We start from the raw sequence: 21,971 nt of genomic DNA, 5'->3' as shown, positions 1-21,971 counted from the left end.
AGTTACGCTTGTAACTTCCGCATAAAAGCCTTAGCGCTTTTTTTATCTGTAATTTCTTCCTCTTTCAATCGTTCTAATAACGCAACGAAATAACTACCATCAAACTGCAATTGATGTTTAATTGTCGCTTCTATTGCTGCGTTCACAATCCCATCAGACGCACCAGTATATCCTTGTCCAAACATAATAAACCCTTGCGCTTCCTCTGATAATTTAAATCCTTTCGTATGTAAGAATGAAAGATAATCTTCTACTGTTTGCATGTTATTCCCACCTACTCAAAAATTCTCCATCTCCTATGATACATGTTTTTACACGCTATGAGAATGAAATTTCTTTGACAACTTTGTAAATCAATCTTCTACTTCGCTTACAATGGAGGATTTTCTAACAATCTGAAGGAATATGTAAAGTGGAACTTATTTCATATTAAAGGGGAGACACGATGAAACAAGCACTATTAATTATCGACGCTCAACAAGAATTAATTGATGGAAATGAGCAAGAAAATGAAGTTTTTCGTAAAACCGAGCTATTATCTACACTAAATATAGCACTGCAGAAAGCAATAGATTCAAATGCTCTTATTGTTTTCGTAAGAGATATCGATGTTGCTTCTGGTAGTGGCGAAGGATTTGAAGTACATAATCAAATTCAAGTACCCCAGTCTGCAATCCTTATTAATAAAGCAGCAACCAATTCATTCTACGGCACTTCTTTACTTGAACTTTTAAAAGAAGAAAACATTAATCATATTGTTATAGGTGGATGTAAAACAGAACATTGTATCGACACTGCCGTTAGAACAGCAACTGTACAAGGATTTGACGTTACATTAATTAAAAACGGGCATTCAACAACTGATTCTAACGTATTGTCTGCAGAACAAATTATTGGTCATCACAATAAAACTTTACACGGTCATTATAACGTTGATAATTTTTCTATGGTGAGAGATATCGAGGAAGACCTCTTTCAGCCAACTCATGACCAATATCGTGATTAAATTGGATAAAGTGAAACTTTAATCAGTGGTGGTTTGTTGATCCCCCACCTAACTTCTTTGCTTCCGCTGAATTTTTTGGGTGGGAGTCTTACTGCCCGGCAAATTTTTGGATAAAAAAAGAATCCTTCATTTAAAAGGATTCTTTTTTTATCCAAAAATTTGTGCTGCAATACTATATAGTTCACCATTTCTTTTTAATAACCGATTACTATTTTTCATCATAATTGGTGGTGTATTCACCTTTTTAAAACCAGCAATCTCTAATTCTTTCATAAAATCGTTCTTTCCTTCTGGTACATCCATTCTTAATTTTCCATTATGCCCTCTTGCTAAATCATGTACTATTCTCATTGCCATCGCATTATTTTTAGCAACGACTGGTCCTATTATTTTATTTTCTGGCGTTTGTATACTCAAACCATATCCTAGTACATTTTGCTCCTTATCTTTCACAACATTGCATTGTTCACTTTGCATAATCCTTTTCTTTAAAAACACCTTTCGATTTGTTCCAAACGCATTTTCATCTATTTTTATTATTTTTTCTAAATCACACTCTTCATACTTCACCATATAATCTTCATTTCCTACACAATAATCATTCACATTGTACGAGTTACATATGTATTTAGAAACATAGCTTACTACTCTAAATCCTAATTTTTCATATAGAGGCTTTCCCTCATCCGTAGCAATAAGCATAATTGGAGTTTGAGCTGATACGCTACTCATGCATGAATTCGTTATCACCTTTCCAATTCCTCTTCCCTTATAATTTGGATGTACAATTACCATTCCGATAGATGCCAACGCCTCCCCGTATAATATTATTGCTGCGCTAGCAATAAGTTCCTTTCGCTCATTCCATACGCCGTATACAATACCTGAGTTAAAAACTGTATCAATTTCTTCTCTGTTATAATCCCAGCCAATATAAGAAGATAATGCTACAATATCGCCTATTTGTTCTTTACTAAGACGCTCCACCCTAATTTCCAATTCAATCATACTCCATCCCCTTATCTAGACATTTAAATCATTATTACTAAATCAACTTGTACATGTTTCCATTCATTTGTCACATACATATGTTATTTTGACCAAGACTATATTGTAAATGAGGTGACAACATGCCCATTACGAATCGATTTTCTACCACCACTAACGGCGCACTCGCTATTACTGGAAATACTTTAGGCTTAAGTAAAATTAGTAATCAAAACCGTGCTGGTACAATCGGGGCAATTGGTGCATTCGCAACTACGAATACTGCTTTACAAGTACCTACTTTTCCTGCTGGTACAACGTTAAACTATACACAAAATAGTTCTACCGCTATTTTAAATATCCCTGCTGGTAGTACTATTCTTTACGCAGAACTCGTTTGGGGTGGAAACTATTTATCTCGTGATCAAAACATTACGAGTGTATTAGGAAACCCAGTTTCTTTTACAACACCTGTTTCAACATACTCGATTACTCCTTCAGCTGTTACGGCTTCAAACCAAACATTCGTTTCAAACTCTATTACATTTGGCTTTTACACTCGTTCAGCAGACGTAACAACCCTTATTCAAGCGGGAGGTGCTGGTTCCTATACTACAGGCGCGGTTCCTGGACTTGTAGATCCTATAGATGCTTCTAATGGAACAATTAATTCGGCTGGATGGACGCTTATCGTCGCTTATCAAAACGGGACATTGCCAGCAAGAAACTTAACCATTTATGTAGCGGGTAACCGTGTTTCTGCTGATACCGGTAGTGCCGATGTAGCTGTTTCTGGATTTTTAACACCTTCAGGAGGACCTGTAAGCGGGAGATTATTTTTAAGTTCTATTGAAGGAGATGCAGATTTAATAGGGGATCAAGCATTATTTGGACCAAATTTCAGTTCATTAAATGCTTTATCTGGGCCAAATAATGCTGTAAATAATTTCTTCGGTTCTCAAGTTAATAATGCTGCAGGAAATTTAGATACAACTGGGACATTTGGAACGCGAAATCAAAGTGCTTCTACAGGTACAAACATCTCCGCTGGAAGACAGGGCTGGGATATTACTTCTATTGATATTTCTCCTTATTTAACAAACTCACAAGTATCCGCCGCAATCCGTTTAACTACTAACGGAGACGCATATATGTTGAATACAGTAGGCTTACAAATTAATATAAACTCACCAAATATACAAGCAACGAAAAGCGTAAATAAAAGTGTTGCTGCAATTGGAGATATTCTCACTTATACAGTTACTATCCCTAACACTGGACTTCTTCCTGCCAATAACGCTATTTTTATAGATAGTCTCCCTAACGGTACTTCTTTTATACCCGGCACTGTAACAGTAGATAACGTACCACAAACAAATGCAAATCCCGCGGCTGGTATATCACTTGGAACAATTAATAATGGTGCTTCTCGCACAGTAACTTTCCAAGCTACTGTCGTTTCTCTTCCAAGTCAAAATCCTATCTCTAACACTGCTAATATTACATTTCAATATACACCAATTGCCGGAGGAACAACTTTTAACGGTCTTGCAACAAGCAACTCTGCTGGAACACAAATTAACCTGGCAGATATTAATGGAACAAAATCAGTTAACAAACTTTTTACCGATATTGGTGAAACATTAACTTACAGTATTGCCTTAGCTAATATAGGAAATATCGCTGCAACAAATGTTATATATACGGACCCGATTCCTAGCGGGACTACTTTCATTCCAGGGAGTGTAACTGTGAACGGAGTTACTCAAGCTGGCGCAAATCCCGCTAATGGTATATCAATTGGATCAATTGCCGCAAATTCTACTACTACTATTTCATTTCAAGTATTCGTTCCTTCTATCCCCCAAACAAATCCAATATTAAATAGTGGTACAACAACATATCAATACATTCCTGTACCAAATCAACCTGCAGTAAGTGGGACTGATACGACCAATATCGTATCTACTCAAGTGAATAACGCCACTGTAACAATGGCAAAAGCAGTAGATAAAAATTTCGCAGATATTGGTGATACACTAACGTACACCGTTTCCTTTACAGGTACAGGTAATACAAATGCGAACAATGTTATTTTTACAGATATCATTCCTACTGGAACAACTTTTGTTCTAAACAGTTTAACAATAGATGGCACGACACAAGTGGGCGCAAATCCCGCTACCGGCGTGAACATTGGATCCATCCCAAGCGGCACAATAAAAAATGTTGTATTTCAAGTAGTAGTAAACACAATACCCGCGTCAAATGTCGTATCTAACGGATCAAGCGCTTCTTATCAATATACCGTCAACCCTAGCCAATCTCCCGTTACAAAAAACATTTCTTCTAATCTCGTTTCCACTCAAATTAACAATGCGAATTTAACATTAACAAAATCAACTAACAAACAATTTGCCACAATTGGCGAAACGATAAGTTATACAATCCTTATTACAAACAGTGGAAATGCAGCCGCTAATAACGTTCAACTAACAGATCCACTTCCAAACGGAACGATATTGACTCTTGGTACTGTAACACTAAACGGGGTTTTGCAGAATGTAGATTCTCTCGTTGCTTTACCTATCGGCACAATTCCTGGTGGAGCTACTTTTACCCTATCCTTTCAAGTAACAGTCATTAACATCACTGCCCAAAATCCTATCATTAATAACGCTTTCGCCTCTTATATTTACACTGTAAATCCAAGTTTGCCACCGACTTCAAAAACAGCAAATTCTAATTCTGTTACATCAACAATTAGACTAGCAAATCTCCACGTTAATAAATCTGTAGATAAAACGTTTGCGGAAGTTGGTGATGTATTAACTTACACCTTTGCCCTTACTAACGATGGAAATGTTGCAGCGAACAATATATTACTATCTGATTCAATTACGAATGGAACCGCCTTTGTCCCAAACAGTGTTATAGTTAACAGTGTTACTCAGCCAGGCGTTACACCAGCTAGCATCAATATTGGTAACATCAATGCTAATACTACAATTACAGCTTCATTCCAAGTAGTAATAACTAGCATTCCAAATCCAAACCCTATTTCAAATAGCGCTTCCATCTCCTATAACTTTATCGTTGATCCAAACACTTCACCTGTAAGTAAGAACACTACTTCAACCACTACATTTACTCAAGTAAACGATGCAAATGTCATTTCAGCCAAAACAGTGGATCGAGCGTTCGCTACCGTAGGGGATATATTAACTTATACTGTTACTTTGACGAATGCAGGAAGTGTTTCTGCTGATAGCCCTACTTTCGTAGATACGAATCCAGACGGTACTACCTTTATTCCAAACACTTTTCTTATTAATGGTGTACTTCAAAATAACGCAGATCCAAATATAGGTGTTCCACTACCTTCCATTGCTGCTAATGGCTCACTTACTGTCTCTTATCAAGTAACCGTCACCTCTTTACCAACACAAAACCCAACATTAAATTCATCTAGTACACAGTATAGCTTTATTCTAAATCCGGGCGATCCACCAACTATAGAAACATCTGTAAGTAACACTGTAAGTACACAAATTAATTTAGCAAATGTAGTGATTGTCAAAGAAGTAGATTTAACTATCGCCGATGTCGGGCAACCAATCACATATACAATTTCTTTAGCTAATCTTGGCAATACTACAGCAAATAATGTTATCGTTACCGACATAATCCCTAATGGCACCACTATCGTACCAAATAGTATTTTTATAGGTGGTGCTTTACAACTAGGTGCAGACCCTAGTACCGGTCTTCAAGTCGGCTCCATTCCTTCGGGTGGTTTTACAACGATTGTTTTTCAAATAAGTGCAAATGGGCTACCTTCACCAAACCCAATTCAAAACAGCGCTTCACTTCAATATAGCTTTATCGCTGATCCAAACTTACCTGCTCTTGTTAGAAACACTGCTAGCAATATAGTAACTACACAAATTAATACTGCTAATATTGTTGCTACAAAACTAACGAGTACGAACTTCGCTGATGTCGGTGATGTCATACTATATGCGACTATTTTAACGAATAACGGGAATATCCCTGCTGTTAATGTAACATTTACAGATATCATTCCAGTGGGTACCCTCTTCATTCCTAATACTGTAACGATTAATAATGTCCCTATAGCTAATGCAAATCCTGCTAACGGCATTTCAATTGGTACGATAGGAGCGAATTCATCACGCACCGTTGCATTCCAAGTTTTTGTACCAACTATCCCTGCTGTAAACCCAATTACAAATCAATCAGGCACAACATTCCAATATACGTATGATCCATCCAAACCAGCTGTAATGCAGATGGTTGCTTCTAACACTGTACAGACAACTATTAATAACGCCTCAATTGCCGCTACTAAATCGGCAGATAAACAGTTTGCTAACGTAAATGATATTATTACGTACACAACTACTTTAACGAATAACGGGAACACACTTGCATCAAATGTAATATTTACAGATGTAATTCCAAACGGGACATCGTTCATTCCTAATAGTGTTACTGTAAACGGGAATACACTGCCTAATGTCAATCCAGCAAGCGGAATTGCAATCGACCCAATAAATTCGAATGCAAATACAATCATCTCATTCCAAGTACAAGTAAATTCTATCCCGAACCCAAATCCAATCCCGAACCAAAGCAATACAACGTACCAGTATGTCGTAGATCCTAACTTACCTCCAGCATCCGCCAATACGTTAAGTAACGTAATAACAACTCAAATTAATAACGCTACTATTGTCGCTACTAAGTCTGTGAATACACCGACAGCTGCAATTGGTGATATTGTTACCTATACGATTGCAGTAACAAATACAGGTAATATCCCTGCTAGTGCAACTGTTTTAACAGATGGGCTTGGCGCAGGAGCTTCATTTATCCAAAACTCCGTAACTATCAATAATGTTCCACAACCAGGATTAGATCCATCACTTGGTGTTCACTTGGCAGATATTTCGCCAGGAGATACTGTATTCATTACTTTTCAAGCACAAATTTTAGCGATACCACCTAGTGGCACATTAACAAATAATGCTCTTGTAAATTATGAATATACCGTGAACCCAAACCAATCTCCTGCTGTTGGTAGCACCGTAACAAATACAACAGTTACACCAATTATTGACGCTACTTTAGTAATAAATAAAAGCGCTAGTACAACTTTCGCTACAATTGGTGATACAATTACATTCAATTCATCTATTACAAACACCGGAAATACTATTGCGAACAACATTATTTTTACTGATACAATTCCAAACGGTACTACCTTTATCCCAAATAGCTTTAAGATAAATGGTGTAACCGTTCCGAATGCAAATCCACAAAACGGTATCAATATTGGTAACTTGAATTCAAATGCATCTGCTACACTCAGTTTTCAAGTAAACATTACAACACTTCCAAACCCGAATCCAATCCCGAACAAATCATCGCTTCAATATAGCTTTATTGTAGATATAAATGAACCGCCAGTTTCACGAACAGTTCAATCTAATAAAACTTTTACACAAGTAAATACTGCTTCTGTTATCGCAACAAAAACTGCAAGCAGTGCTTTTGCTGCTGTTGGAGATACAATTACGTATACAACTACCCTCACCAATAGCGGAAATACTACCGCAAACACACCTGTTTTTATCGATATATTACCACCTGAACTTTCATTCGTTCCTGATAGCGTACAAATTAATACCATCCCACAACTTGGATTTAGACCAGATAGCGGGATCTCTTTAGACTCAATTCCAGTTGGAGGAACGACAACAATTAGCTTTCAAGCTATCGTTGGCTCAATACCAGCTACCAATCCAACTTTGAACCAATCTAGCACAACATACTTGATCATTGTTGATCCTACCCAGCCGCCTGTGACAGAAACAGCTACAAGTAATCCAACTTTAGTTCAAATTAACGAAGCAATTATTCAAGCAACGAAAAGTGTGGATCGACTATTTTCTGACGTAGCACCTGGAAATTCATTTTTAACGTATACTGTTTTATTGGAGAATATAGGAAACGCAACTGCTACGAATATCATTTTTACAGATCCAATTCCAAATAATACAGTGTTTATAGAGGATAGCGTTCGAGTAGGCGGGGTTTTATTACCTGGGGTAAATCCCGCGAATGGGATACCAATTGGGGATATTATTGCAGGAGATTTTACAAACGTTACCTTCCGTGTGCAAGTAGTTAGCATTCCAAATCCAATTTTCACAATTGGACCTGGGGGGCCAAACTCACCAGTTGTAAACGGAGCTTCCATTGATTATCAATTTATGACAGGACCTAATTTACCACTCGTTTCAAGAAATACGACATCTAATCCCGTTTCGACACAAATAAATTCTGGGGAAATTGTGGCAATCAAATCTGTAGATAAAACTTTCGCAACAATTGGCGATACAATTTCTTATACGATTACATTAAATAACCCTGGAAATGTCACTTCACAAAATATAATTTTCACAGATATTTTACCTGACGGAACGACATTCATATCTGGCACTCTTACAAACGATTCTGGTACACAGCAAATCGGAAATCCAGCTAACGGGATTCAGATTGGAAATATAAACCCAAATGGAACGGCCGTTATTACTCTCAACGTACTTGTTACAAACATTCCAAGTATAAATCCAATTTCTAATTCTAGTTCTGTACAATTTTCACATGTGGTCGACCCTAGCCAACCTGCCGTATCACAAACGAATGTATCTAATACGGTTTCGACAACTATTAACAGTGCGATATTAACAACCCAAAAAAGTGTGGATAAATCTATTATTTCCGTCGGGGATACACTTACGTATACAACAACTATTACAAATACAGGAAATACACCAGCTACAAATATAACTTTTACAAGTGCAATTCCAGCTAGTACTACTTTTATACCAGATTCCGTCACAATAAATGGCATCCAACAGCTTGGTGCACAGCCAGCACTCGGAGTAAATATACCAAATATCGCGCCTGGTGAAACAGTAACTGTTACCTTCCAAGTAAATGTTATTTCTGTTCCTCTTTCAAGTTCAATTATGGGTAACGATACAATTTTATATTCTTATACTGTTGATCCAAACGGAACTCCTGCTACTACTTCTACTTCAACGAATATTGTCACAAACCCAGTATTAGATGCTATGATAACGATGATAAAATCGGTCGATCAAACGCTTGTAACACTAGGCGATACCATTACCTATACGACAATTTTAACGAATAACGGCAATACAAATGCAACGAATATTACTTTCACTGATCTTATACCAGATGGTACAACATTTATTACTGACAGCGTTACAATAAATGGAATCACACAAATTGGATTGAATCCTAATACAGGCATAACGATTGGATCAATTGCCCCTAACAGCTCAATATCTATAGCATTTCAAGTGACTGCTACTTCTACCCCTGTTCAAAATCCTATTGCCAATTCCGCTACTGCTTCTTACACATTTATCGCTGATCCAAATGCACCGATTGTTTCAAGAAACGTTACTTCAAACACAGTGTTTACTACGATTAATACAGCTAACATTCTTTCATTAAAACAAGTCGATAAATCCTTTAGTCATATTGGAGACACACTCACTTATACTGTCGTTTTAACAAACAATGGAAACTCATCCGCACAAAATGTTATATTTACAGATACCGTGCCAAGCGTCACTACATTTATTGCAAACACATTTTCTATTAATGGAGTTCCTCAAAGTGGGGCGAATCCATCGAACGGTGTGAATATTGGGACAATAACCGCCGGGACTACAGTAACAGTTTCGTTCCAAGTTACTGTAACATCATTACCAACCGCAAACCCAATTGTAAATTTCTCATCAACATCATATCAATTAGTCTCACCACCTGACTCAGAAACTTCAATTAGTAATCCTGTTTCAACACAAATTAAAGAAGCAATATTATCTATGACGAAAAATGAAAGTGTATCCTTTGCAGATATCGGGCAAACTGCTTTTTATACTACTTCTATTACCAATGTAGGCAATTCCGATGCAACTAATATTGTATTCACAGATGCATTACCAAGTGGACTCACATTTGTTCCTAACACATTAACTGTCGATGGCGTTTTACAACCTAACGCGGATCCAAATACAGGTGTATTACTTGCAACACTTCCACCAAATGAAATATATAGTATCGTCTTTCAAGTTACAGTAAACAATATTCCCCCTAGTAACCCAGCACCAAATACAGCAGCAACGACGTATGAGTTTACTGTTGATCCTGTTAATCCCCCCATTTCAAGTGCAGCTACTTCCAACACTACACTTCTTCAAATAAACAACGCAACTATTATTAGCACAAAAACAGCAGATCTTACTTTCGCGGATATTGGTAATACAATAACATTTACACTTAACCTCCCTAATACCGGGAATGTGACCGCAACTGATGTAACTATTATCGATATTCTTGATAGCAATTTAAGTTTCGTTCCAAATAGTTTCACAGCTAATGGGCAAACCATTCCAAACGCCGATTTATCAACTGGTGTAAATATTGGTTCCATTAATGGTGGTAATACGGCAATCGTTACATTTCAAGCAACTGTTATTACACTTCCAACACTTAATCCCATTTCTAACTCTGCTTCTACCACATATCATTATGTCGTTGATCCTAGCCAGCCACCTATTACAACTTCCAATCAATCTAATACAACGACAACACAAATTAATAGCGCTATCCTTACTGCACAAAAAAATTCAGATGTATCTACGGTAGATATCGGGCAGGATATTACCTACACCGTTACAATTACAAATAGCGGAAATGTGAGTGCAACGAATGTTATTTTTACCGACCTTATTCCAGACGGAACTTCCTTTGAACCGAATAGCTTTACACTAAACGGAACTAGCATCCCAAATGCAGATATCATTACAGGCGTTCCAATCGGTGATATCGCGCCAAACGAATCTGTCATCGTAGCATTTCACATTTTCGCCAATGGAATTCCGCCTATAAATCCAATTACTAATCAAGCTAGCGTTAGCTTTCAACATATCGTTAATCCAGCTAATCCTCCAGTTTCAAAAAATATTATTTCTAACAACGTTACAACAAAAATTGAAAGTGCTATTTTAAATACTATTAAAATAGGAGATAAAACTTTTGCAACGATTGGTGATACAATTACGTATACAACGACTATTACGAACACAGGCAATATTCCTGCTAACAACGCTATATTCTCAGACCCTTTACCATCGTGGACACAATTTGTTGCAGGATCAGTTATTGTTGATGGCACTCCATTACCATCGGCTTCTATCATTGACGGTGTTGGCATAAATACAATCAATCCAAATCAAACTGTTACAATCATATTCCAAGTACAAATCGTAAGTAATCCAACAACGTTCACACCTGAACTCCAAAACTTAGGATTTGTTAACTTCCAATATAACGTAGGCAATGCATTACAGGCTCAACCTGGCAATGTGGAAACGAACGTCTTCGTTACCTCTATTAATTCAGCAATACTTTCAGCTGTAAAAACTGCTAATACAGCCTTTGCAAATATTGGAGATACGATCACTTATACAGTTTCGATTCAAAATAGCGGCAATACAAATGCAACGAATGTAAATTTCTCAGACATGGTTCCAGCAGGTACGACCTTTGTTGAAAATAGTTTTGCTGTAAATGGAAGTACCATTCCAGGCGCAAATCCAAATAATGGAGTTAATGTCGGAACAGTTAGCGCAGGTAGTTCCTTAACCGTTACTTTCCAAGTCATAGTTACATCAACTCCACCTTCAAATCCGATTACAAACGTAGCATCTATTCAATACGCATTCATCGTTGATCCGGCCTCTCCTCCTGTTACAGGCACAATAAATTCTAATAGCGCTTCAACACAAATTAATAACGCGACTGTTACAACTGTTTTACAAGCAAATCGTTCAATTGTATCTATCGGGGATATAATTACGTATACAGCAACATTAACGAATACTGGAAACTTCCCTGCAAACTCTGTATTACTCATTAACGGAGTTCCTGAAGGAGCATTATTTGTTCCAAATAGTGTTACGCTCAACGGGATTTCACTTCCAGATGCAAGTCCAACTCTCGGTATTCCAGTTGGTATTATCGCACCAGGTGATTCCGCTACTATTACGTTCCAATTTCTTGCAAGTTCTATTCCACCGCAAGGAGCGATTATAAATCAAGCACTTACAAGTTACACGTATATTGTCGATCCAAGTCAACCTCCTGTTACAGCAACATCCTCGTCTAATACGGTTAATACAGCTGTTGTTGATGCATCGTTATCCGTAATTAAAAGTACAGATTCTCTCGTACAATCTACTGACGGTACAATCACTTACACAGTAGTCGTTCAAAACAACGGAAATACTACTGCAAATACAGTTACTTTAACAGATTTGGTCCCAGAAGGAACTGCATTTATTCCGAATAGCGTAACTATTAATAGTATTTCCGTTCCAGGTGCCAATCCTAACGTAGGAATACCATTAAACTCCATCGCACCGTCAGAAAACGTCACTGTAACATTCCAAGTTATCGTTCAATCTATTCCAAGCGTGAACCCAATTTCTAATACAGCCCGTATTGACTATACTTTTATCGCCGATCCAACTGCCCCTATCATCTCTCGAACAATTACGTCTAATCCTGCTTTCACACAAATTTCGGATGCGACTATCCTTTCTTTAAAAGGAGTCAATTCACAACAAGCAACAACAGGTGATATTTTGACTTACACAATAACACTAGAAAATACCGGAAATATTCCAGCTACTAATCTCATATTTTCAGATACTATCTCCCCAAATACTACATTCGTAGAAAATAGTTTTACACTTAACGGAACAACTATACTTGGTGCTAATCCAAATGTAGGTGTTACTTTACCTACCCTAGCAGCAAACGCTACTCATCTTATTTCGTTCCAAATTCTTATTAACGATTCATTCTCGCAAGAATCGATTACAAATCAATCCAATACAACATATACAATCCAACCAGACCCAGGGCAACCGCCTATTACTGAAACATCTACTAGTAATATCGTCATTACAAATTTCGTGCAAGCACAATTGACAATTACTAAAACATCCAATCCAACAACTGTAGATATCGGTGGAACTATACTTTATATTTCTGAAGTGAAAAATATCGGTAATGTTGACGCAATAAATATTAATTTCACAGATTTTATTCCAGCTGGGACTACATTCGTTCCCGATAGTGTCACAATTAATGGTGTCCTTCAGCCAGGTGTAAATCCTGAAAACGGAATACCGATTGGAACAATTCCAGCAAACAGTTCCAAAACGATACTATTTCAAGTGCAAACAAATAATCCACCTACTGAAACCGAAATTGCAAATCAATCTTCAGCAACTTACCAATATGTAAGTATTCCTACAGCCCCACCAGTAAATCGCTCTGCAAATTCTAACATTGTTACAACATCACTTCAAAATGCAAATATTATTTCTGTTAAAAGCGCGGATGTAAATTTCATATCAATCGGGCAAATTATTACCTACACAAATACACTACAAAATATAGGAACCGTTCCGGCTAACAATACCGTGTTCATTGATAACATTCCAGAAGGTACTATATTCATTGAGGATAGCTTAGCAATAAATAATGTAACTCAGCCTGGCGCTAATCCTGAAAACGGAGTAACTCTCGGCACGATACAACCAAATGAAACAGTCACTATTTCATTCCAAGTACAACTTACAAATATACCAGAGGGCAATACAGTCATTAATATTTCAGACACTTCGTACGAATACCAAATTGACCCTAGTTCTCCAATTATTCAGCGTAGATCGTTATCAAATGCAGTAAATACTGAAGTGCGAACGGCAAATGTTAGTGCAATTAAATCCGCTAACAGATCCATTACACGTATCGGTCAAATCATCACATATACAGTCGCAGTTACAAACGCCGGTACAATACCTATTACAAATACTCTCCTACTTGACGCAATTGCTGCTGGCACCACATTCGTTCCAAATAGCATTCTTGTAGATGGCGTACCAAGACCTAACGAAAATCCAATTACCGGTATCAATCTTGATATAATTCTTCCAAATAATACGATTATTGTTACGTTCCAAGTAAGTGTAGTCTCTATACCGCCACAAAATAACATTAATAATATCGCCGTCATTCACTATGAGTATCGACCAGACCCAAGCGGACCACCAATTTCAGAAACAACCTCTTCCAATAGTACAAATATACAATTTATTGATGCTATTCTTATTGCTACAAAATCCGCTAATACTGTATTAGCTAACATTGATGAAACCATTGAATATACAGTATTCATTCAAAATAATGGATCGACTACAACTAACTCCATCTTTTTTACAGATACTATAGCGGATGGAACAGTATTTATTCCAGGAAGTGTAATAGTTAACAATACTGTACTTCCTGCAGCAGATCCGAATATCGGCTTTTCCATTCCTAATGTCGCAGCAGGTCAAATGGCTACAATAACATTCCAAGTTTCCGTTACGAATTTACCTGCTGTAAATCCAACACCTAATACTGCAAACATCGTCTACGACTTTATTTTCAATCCTGACTTTGCACCAATTCAAAAATCTACTACTTCCAATACTACTTTCGTTCAAATTAATGATGCTGATATCGTTTCACTTAAAACTGTTGATTTGACCTCTGTAACAATTGGTGACATTTTAACTTATACAACAACTTTAACGAATACAGGGAATACGGATGCCACTGCTGTTGTATTTACAGACAATATACCCGATGGAACAACCTTTATTGACGGTAGCGTTTTAGTAAATAACATTCCTCAGCTTAACGCCAATCCAGGTGCAGGTATACTTGTAGGAACGATTGCTCCTAATATTTCTATCCCAGTCACATTTTCTGTTACTGTCGTAGCTCTTCCTGCTAGCGGCCATGTTCAAAATCAATCAACTTCTCGTTATACAATAAACGTGGAAGAACAAATATCGACTAGCAATATTACCTCCACTGAAGTTATTTCTGCTAATGTAATTGCGACAAAAACAACGCCTATCCAATATGCTGACCTACAAACTATTATCCCTTATACCATTTCCATTACAAACAATGGGAATATACAAGTAGAAAACATTATTGCTACAGATATCATCCCAGTAAATACGAGCTTTATAGAGAATAGTGTTATCGTGAACGGCAACGCTCGGCCAAATGACAACCCTCTTAACGGTATACAAATTGATACCATTCCACCTAATACGACAGCAACTATTCTATTCCAAGTACGGGTTACTTCGATTCCACAAACAAATCCAATCTCTAACACGAGTACAATTAAATATGAATACACGGTACCAGATCGACCACCTATTACCGAAACTATTATTTCATCAGCTGCCGCAACAGAAATTAATCACGCAAATTTGAATAGTAATAAAGCTGTTGACCTTGCATTTGCAACGGTTGGTGATACGTTAACATATACGATTACACTAAATCAAACCGGTAATGTTGCAACAAATGATGTGATCATTCAAGATATTATTCCTCAAGGTACTACGTTTATAGAAAATAGCGTCATTGTAAACGGAGAAACTCTTCCAGGAGCGAATCCAGTAAGCGGCATACCACTTGGTACTATAACTATTGACGGAAATGCTATCGTTTCATTCCAAGTAACTGTGACTTCTATTCCAACACCAAATGAACTAAACAACAACGCAATTACTACTTTTAACTATATAGTCAACCCAAATAACGTACCTGTTACAAATACGACTACAACAAATACCGTCACAACTACTGTCCAAAATGATAATGTCATTGCCATAAAATCTGTTGATGTAACGAATGCCTTACCTGCTCAAACTTTGACGTATACAATTACGATTACGAATAGCGGTAATGTAACGATTGAAAACCTTCTTGCCATAGACACCGTACCAATAGATACGACTTTTGTTGCTGGTAGTGTTACGATTAACGGAATCAATCAGCCTAATGAGAATCCTGAAAATGGTATTACGTTAGGAAATCTTGCTCCTAATGACTCTGTCTTTATTACGTTCCAAGTGACAATATCTTCTTCTACTCTTCAACCTACAATTAATAACGATGCTTCTGTTTCCTATACCGTTATCATTGATCCAACAAAACCACCTATTACAATTACAAAGCAAACAAATACCGTTACAACGACAGTCATTGATCCGATGGTTCGTATTGAAAAAACAACTGACAAATCTATTGTCGTTATAGGAGATATCATTACATTCACATTAGCGGTATTTAATCACTCCCCAATTCCGACAATCAGCACTTCTGTTATAGACACAATTCCAGCTGGTACAACATTTATAGAAAACAGCGTAACAATTAACGGTACTCCCGTTCCAAATGTTCGTCCAGACACTGGTATTAATATCGGCTCTTTACCTGCAGATTCAGTAGCAACTATAACATTTCAAGTCCTCGTAACTTCTATTCCTTCAAACAGTACAATTATAAATTCTGCAACAGTTACCGCTGCCTTTCAATTGACACCACAGGATCCAATTATTACTTTCATTGTTAATTCAAATATCGTTCGTATACCAGTTCAATTTATAACTACAACAGTCACGAAAAATGCTTCCGTCAGCTCTGCTTATTTAAATCAATATTTTGATTACACGGTGCGCATTACGAATACTTCCAAAATTTCACTCTCAAATATTTCATTACAAGATACTATTCCAGCAGGTTTACAATTTATAAACGGCACTGTCTTTATTAACGGTGAACGCTCTCCACTAGCGAATCCGAATATCGGTTTCCTAGTCGCTACTAATTTGGAACCAAACGAAACAATTATCGTGTTATTCACAGTACAAGTAATAAGTCCACCTGTTAATAATGAATTTAAAAATACGGCCAATATTTCGTTACAACTTCAAGTCTCACCTACCGACCCACCAATTACAGTAACCGTTACAAGTAACGAAAACATCGTCACCTTTGTTCCAGAAAATCCAGATGAAACACTTCCAAATTTAAATTGCTTCTTTGACGGTGAGCGCTTCATTCGTATTACTCCTCGAAATGTACGAAATTACCTTTGGACTTGGATTTGGTGGAAGTAATTGAAACAAAAAAGAGATTGTAGTTTGGTTGAAACCAAATTACAATCTCTTTTTCATTACCTATATTCCACTACGTTGTAACTCGTCCAATGATATACGATTAAACACCATCTCAAGTTATTTTAGTCGTAATAAGTTGGCCAGCTTCATTAATAGTAACTTTCCATTTCACTCCACTAGCAGTCTTCATGATTATACCTTTACTTGCCTCTATTTCAATATCTCCAAACATTCTTCCTCCAGTTGTCGCTAACCAAGCACTCCCATTTTCCATAGAAGATCTTGCAAAAATACGATTAATTCGAAAACGCTTATGGTCTTGAGAATAACCACTTAATGTAATTCTAACTTTATATAACTGACTCGCCTTCATATTCGATATAATTGTATCGCCAACATTTAATGGAACATCCAACGCGATAACCCAGCTTCCAGTTGCACTTAATGCATATTCAATTTTAATTTTCTTTGGGCTCTCTCCCCACCCAAAATACATTCCAAAACAATTTAACATTTGTATTGGTTTTTTCGTAAAATCCAGTTCAATTACAACTGGATTACTATCTGGAACGTCAATATAGTTTACACTTTGTTCATCTATTAAATTAAAGCAATTTGCGAGATTCCCCCCGTAAGGTACTTTCCCACTTACTTGCTTAATCGTATACTTCTGCTGAGCATTTACTAAAATATCATCTTGATTCCCTATTAAATGTGGTTTATTTAACGTAATCGGTAACTGAATTCGAAGAGATTCTTCATAGGTAGACTTACAAACATTGTATTGTCCTTTATCTACAATAGTTGTAGAAAGTAAATTTGAAAAAAGGTAGTTACGATGCGAATTAGAAGAAAATTCAATGACAATCTGTTCACTACTCATCCGGTACGTATCCCAAATCATACAATCAAATGTATTATACGCACCTGAGCAACGAATTGCTTTTTTCGTTTGTTGTCTACATTGCACTTGAATATCATGAAACGTATTTCCTGAACTTTCATTTGGCAAATCACTATTTCCATCTACTTCAATCCCATACACACATCCATCAATAAATATTGATTGAAATACATTGGCGTTAATCCAGCAAGGTGTATTAATATCATCTATATACTCTGTTTTCAAATATATTGCAGTTTGAAAGTTTTTAATTTGAATAAATTTAACTTGAAAGAAACTAATATAATCCCATGCCTTTTGACAATAAAAATGTATAGCTTTTCCTTTATACGATGGAGTTGTATTTATTATATTTATATTTGATATAACAGATTGATTAGGTACTTCGATTTGTTGTGAACCAGAAACATAAATAACAGCAGATTGAAACAATGGATTTATAACTTGAATAGTACCACCAACTATCGAAGCGTTACTTTGTAGCTCAAATGCATTAAAATCTCCATCAATTTGCAGCGTTACGGTAGGATCTAACTCTAATCTTACGTTTGATTTAATAACAATCGGCTTTACAATTTTGTACGTATTTACTCCTGTAATTTTTACTGTCGAAATTCGGTTAGCTACACAATAATCAATAGCTTGTTGAATTGCTAATGAGCTATCATTTACCGAGTTTGGAACTGCGCCAAAACAATCAATGTGAACGCTACTTTCTGGCGCACAATCTTCTTGGGAAGAAATATATTCTGACAAAATAAATTCACTCCTCATATTACCTTTTTTCATATAATATGTGAGTTCTCTCTTAAAAGTTTCTATAATAAAAAAAACAAACGACCTACCCGGTCATTTGTTTAACTCATATATATTTTTCGTTTCTTCTATCATTTTAGTTAACGAGAAATACCTCACTGCTTTCTCTCGTGCTTTCAATCTAATATCATTTACCCTTTCTTCATTCCCTTGTAGTTCTTCAAGTGCACTTGCGAATTCAGATTCGCAATATTCAGATATCAAAACGCCTGACTCTCCATCTATTACCGCTTCATTTATTCCGCCAACATCTATTGAAACAATTGGTGTCCCTGTAGCCATCGCTTCAATTACTACCATTGGAAACACTTCACGAAAAGATAATAAAAGTAAGGCATCCATATTCCCTATAAACTCATGCGGCTCTGAAATATTCCCTATCATCTTCACCCTTTGCTGCAATCCATATTTTTCTATTTCTTTCATAATCGATTCTTTCTCTGGTCCATCACCAGCAATATAAAACATAAAATCATTTCTCTTTTTCAACACATTTGCAATTTTGACAAATAGTTGATGGTTTTTCTCTTTGGATAATCTAGCTAATATCCCTATTTTATATGTAGGTTCTTTCTTCTTCTGCTGGAATAAAAACTTTTCAATATCGACACCGTTATAAATTGTATTTATTTTTTCTTCTGCTACATGAATTGAAATTAAATTATTCTTTTCAAACTCACTTACTGTAATAATATTGTTTACATATTTATTCATGAAATAACGAAAAAGCGTTGGCATTTTCTTTTCTAATATCGTTACATTATGTTTCGTATAAACAATTTTCATCTTTTTTTTAATAAACTTTTGAATTAGAAAAGCATATAATACCATTCGCAAACTATTTGCATGAATAAGTTCTATCTTTCGTTTACAAATTTCGTTTCGTAAATAATAAATATTTCTCAAATGATTCCATCGACTAAGTAATATAAAATTTTCTTTTCTAGTAAGAGATTCATATAGTTCTCCATCACCTGCAGCTGTATAAATCTTAAAATCATCATAACGCAAATTACTTTCCAATTTACAGAAATAGCTCTCGGCTCCGCCAGTTATCAATTTATCTGTCATCAACAGTATATTCATAATTGCGTCTTCCCAACTACATTAATTTTATTTTTTTTATAAGCATGATAAGCATACTTACTAAAATAGTAAAAAATTTGCACCGAATTCAGTCGTTCTTGTTCCCTTAACAATTTCCAATACCGGAAAGCTGCTCTAATTTTATTTCTAGAAACAGAATTTGTAACAATTCTATATTTTGCTAACACTTGCTGTATCCCTTTTGCTTCATACCCTTCATGTAATAAGTTCAGCCATAACGCTGTATCCTCCGGCTGTATACTAGGCATTTCGACATACGGAATTTTTTCACGATCAATCATCACTGTTAAACACCCGATAATTGTATTTCCTACTAAATAATGATAGTCAACAGATTTTGGTACACTCACTTCACGATTTAATTCATTACCATTTTCATCAATTAAACTATACGACGCATATGAAAAAGCTATATTCATTTCTTCCATAAATAACAATTGTGTCTTCAATTTATGTGGCAACCATATATCATCACTATCTAAAAAGGCAATGTACCTTCCTCTTGCCTCTTGGATCGCTAAATTCCGAGCTTTAGCAGCACCAACATTTTCTTTTAATGATAATAACCTAATTCGTGAGTCTCCTTCTATCATCTCTTTAATTTTTGCGGCAGATTGGTCGGTTGAACCGTCATCAACGATAATCATTTCCCAGTTTTCATACGATTGATTCTGTACAGATGAAATTGTCTCACCTATAAATCGTATACTATTATAAGAAGGTGTTATTACAGAAACATAAGGCGGCTCGTTAGGCTCGTTATGTACTGATAGACATTTTACCATCTATCTTTCCCCTTCCTTCATATATTGAAATATACTTCACAACAACTGCTAAAAATAAAAAGAACGCTTCGTTAATAATGAGTGACAATGACATCATCTGAAATAAAAATGCAATCATAGTCAATAGAAGATATGTTTTTTCACGAAACAAAGTATGCTGCGCTAGCTTGAACATTAATATGAATAAAAACGCGCTATATAGAAGAAAACCAATTGTACCCGATTCAGACAAAATTTCTAAAAATGTATTGTGTACATATAATTTTTCATTAAATTGATACTCATAATAATTCGAAAAGTTAAAAGCGCCGATTCCAATATATGGATTGGATAAATAATATTTAAAAGCAGCTTCCCATAATGTAAATCTACCACTTCCATTATCATGGGAAAAATCAGAAATTCGTTTATTTAATATATCATCTAATTGGCCCCCCATTACACTATTCGATAAACTAAAAATAACTACACTAAACAATACTAAACTCATAATTATTTTTATTTTTTTGGCGAAACTAGACATACATATATATACAAAAACGACAAGTACAAGCGCTAATATACCGCCCCTTGAAAAGGTTAATAGACTTGTCGTAACACATAAAATCAATCCTAAGATGTTAGTAATATTTTGTAAATTCGTCATATAGTACATAAAAAATATTGTATTATAAAAAATAAAAATGTTAGGATCATCTAGCAATCCAATTAATCGTGGATATCCTCTATCCACTAATAACCCAGCAAAAATTTCTCTCTCTTCTCCACCGTATAAACTAAAGTATTGTAAACCAATTATATATAGTATTAGACTTACTACATTAAATACTACTCCTACATAAGCAATAGATGATTCAAGTACCACTATTTCAGTATTCCCCAATAAATTCCTCATTATAAAATAGCATCCTAAAACGAGTAGCACGCCAAAAATCATACGAATACTAGCATTTAAATACATAGAAAGAATTCCACTTAAACAATAAATGAAATAAAACAGTAAAAATACAACTTCATGAAAATATAACTTTTGAATATGAAAGTTTTTAATTGTTAAACAAAAATATATGACTAAAAAAATCATATATATCTTCAATGAAAATCCAATATATAAATTGTATTTACTTAACATAACAAATAATATTAGAAGAATAATCCATCCCATCGATACTTTCATATTATTTTCCATA

8 protein-coding genes are annotated in these 21,971 nt (G+C 35.7%); 2 read left to right on the top strand and 6 right to left on the bottom strand.

The window, feature by feature from the left end; genetic code table 11:
- Nucleotides 1–2: 2 nt before the first annotated feature.
- Nucleotides 3–263, bottom strand: a complete 261-nt coding sequence (locus ATL10_RS02365) for a DUF6123 family protein (protein ID WP_001195212.1) — start codon at nucleotides 261–263, stop codon at nucleotides 3–5.
- Nucleotides 264–445: 182 nt separating this feature from the next.
- Between ATL10_RS02365 and ATL10_RS02360 the strand changes: the two genes are divergently transcribed.
- Nucleotides 446–1,006 (top strand): cysteine hydrolase family protein, encoded by a 561-nt coding sequence (locus tag ATL10_RS02360; protein ID WP_000806323.1) that lies wholly within the window; start codon nucleotides 446–448, stop codon nucleotides 1,004–1,006.
- A 147-nt stretch (nucleotides 1,007–1,153) separates the two neighbouring features.
- On the opposite strand, the gene ATL10_RS02355 is transcribed toward ATL10_RS02360, so the two are convergent.
- Nucleotides 1,154–2,014 (bottom strand): GNAT family N-acetyltransferase, encoded by an 861-nt coding sequence (locus tag ATL10_RS02355; protein WP_086422128.1) that lies wholly within the window; start codon nucleotides 2,012–2,014, stop codon nucleotides 1,154–1,156.
- Nucleotides 2,015–2,136: 122 nt separating this feature from the next.
- On the opposite strand from ATL10_RS02355, the gene ATL10_RS02350 reads away from it, so the two are divergent.
- Nucleotides 2,137–17,169, top strand: coding sequence for a DUF7507 domain-containing protein (locus ATL10_RS02350; RefSeq protein ID WP_110496366.1), 15,033 nt, complete (start codon nucleotides 2,137–2,139; stop codon nucleotides 17,167–17,169).
- A 112-nt stretch (nucleotides 17,170–17,281) separates the two neighbouring features.
- Here the strand turns inward: ATL10_RS02350 and ATL10_RS02345 are convergent, their stop codons facing one another.
- The 4 genes from ATL10_RS02345 to ATL10_RS02330 all read right to left on the bottom strand — a co-directional run bounded on the left by ATL10_RS02345 (nucleotide 17,282) and on the right by ATL10_RS02330 (nucleotide 21,970).
- Nucleotides 17,282–18,829: a glycoside hydrolase family protein gene (locus ATL10_RS02345; RefSeq protein ID WP_044584267.1), complete on the bottom strand. Its 1,548-nt coding sequence runs from the start codon at nucleotides 18,827–18,829 to the stop codon at nucleotides 17,282–17,284.
- A 93-nt stretch (nucleotides 18,830–18,922) separates the two neighbouring features.
- On the bottom strand, nucleotides 18,923–19,975 hold the full coding sequence (locus tag ATL10_RS02340; protein WP_001023700.1) for a glycosyltransferase family 4 protein: 1,053 nt from the start codon (nucleotides 19,973–19,975) through the stop codon (nucleotides 18,923–18,925).
- Nucleotides 19,972–20,781: a glycosyltransferase family 2 protein gene (locus ATL10_RS02335; RefSeq protein WP_075719738.1), complete on the bottom strand. Its 810-nt coding sequence runs from the start codon at nucleotides 20,779–20,781 to the stop codon at nucleotides 19,972–19,974. Before ATL10_RS02335 ends, ATL10_RS02340 begins: the two co-directional genes overlap by 4 nt.
- On the bottom strand, nucleotides 20,756–21,970 hold the full coding sequence (locus ATL10_RS02330; RefSeq protein WP_110496364.1) for an O-antigen ligase family protein: 1,215 nt from the start codon (nucleotides 21,968–21,970) through the stop codon (nucleotides 20,756–20,758). Before ATL10_RS02330 ends, ATL10_RS02335 begins: the two co-directional genes overlap by 26 nt.
- Between the last annotated feature and the right edge of the window lies 1 nt (nucleotide 21,971).

It is taken from the genome of Bacillus sp. 196mf (genome assembly GCF_003217275.1).
GTDB lineage: Bacteria > Bacillota > Bacilli > Bacillales > Bacillaceae_G > Bacillus_A > Bacillus_A thuringiensis_S.
The sequence above is the reverse complement of the archived record's forward strand: the minus strand, read 5'-3'. Positions and strand labels throughout refer to the sequence as shown.